This is a genomic window from Methylocystis suflitae, assembly GCF_024448135.1.
In the GTDB taxonomy this organism is placed as follows: Bacteria; Pseudomonadota; Alphaproteobacteria; order Rhizobiales; family Beijerinckiaceae; genus Methylocystis; species Methylocystis suflitae.
The window spans coordinates 1-772 of record NZ_JAMRYX010000038.1 but is presented as its reverse complement, the minus strand read 5'-3'; the positions used below and the strand labels follow the sequence as shown (position 1 = coordinate 772).

Genomic DNA, 772 nt, shown 5'->3' with positions numbered 1-772 from the left:
CCGCTCCGCTGGTGTCGATCGGCAGTTCAATCCGGGACTCGGGATGAATGGTCCGATTTGCGGCATTTCATGTGAGACTTTAGCGGCCTGAGTCTCGATTGAAAGGGTAAGGCAGTGCGCGAATTTTCTTGGGCGAAGCTGGCATCGCTCTCGAAAATGCCTCGGTCGATCGACCGGTCGACGAGTTCCATTTTGAGTGCCCAAAATGTCTGCGCCAGTCTCGATTGAACTGCCTCGGTGGGCACTTCAGTCTCAGCTATCTCATTGAGATCATTCAATGGGCGAGTCCCGCCTTGAAAGGCAAATCGACACCTCTCCCCAACATCGCCGGTATGGATTGGCGAAACTTCTCCGCTCGCAACCGCCCCAGGCGTCCAGCGGGATTATCCCTCTGGCGGAGCCAACGCGCGCTGCGCACGCCCCGAGCGGGCCGGAGTGGGTGCACGAAATAAAGTTCGATGGCTTTCGCATCGTCGCCATGAAGGACAACAATCGTGTGCGCCTCTGGTCGCGCTTCGGAAATGAACTGACGGCGCGATTTTCCGCGATCCGCGACGCCGTCGCTGGGCCGTTAGACCGCGTTCGGACAAGCGAATTGACTCCCCGGATTGCCGCGCGCGGGAGTTTCAGGTCATACCGGATTGCCTGGATTACAGGCCGACGGGATGAGCGCTTTGGCGCCGGCGGCCAAGGCTATAACTAACGGCGAAGGCAGCCGGCGCGGGCGAAGCTTAGCTCTGCCGAGCGTCGGAGATCCCCAATTCGTCTGGAT

1 protein-coding gene is annotated in these 772 nt (G+C 59.6%); it reads left to right on the top strand.

The window, feature by feature from the left end:
• The first annotated feature begins 277 nt into the window (after positions 1-277).
• Complete coding sequence (locus NEI07_RS19685; protein WP_407659839.1) at positions 278-703, top strand: ATP-dependent DNA ligase; 426 nt, start codon at positions 278-280, stop codon at positions 701-703.
• The last annotated feature ends 69 nt before the right edge of the window (positions 704-772 follow it).

What these genes read in the sequence shown, in the direction of transcription:
- NEI07_RS19685 (WP_407659839.1), top strand. Translation starts at nt 278, where the DNA reads ATGGGCGAGTCCCGCCTTGAAAGGCAAATCGACACCTCTCCCCAACAT.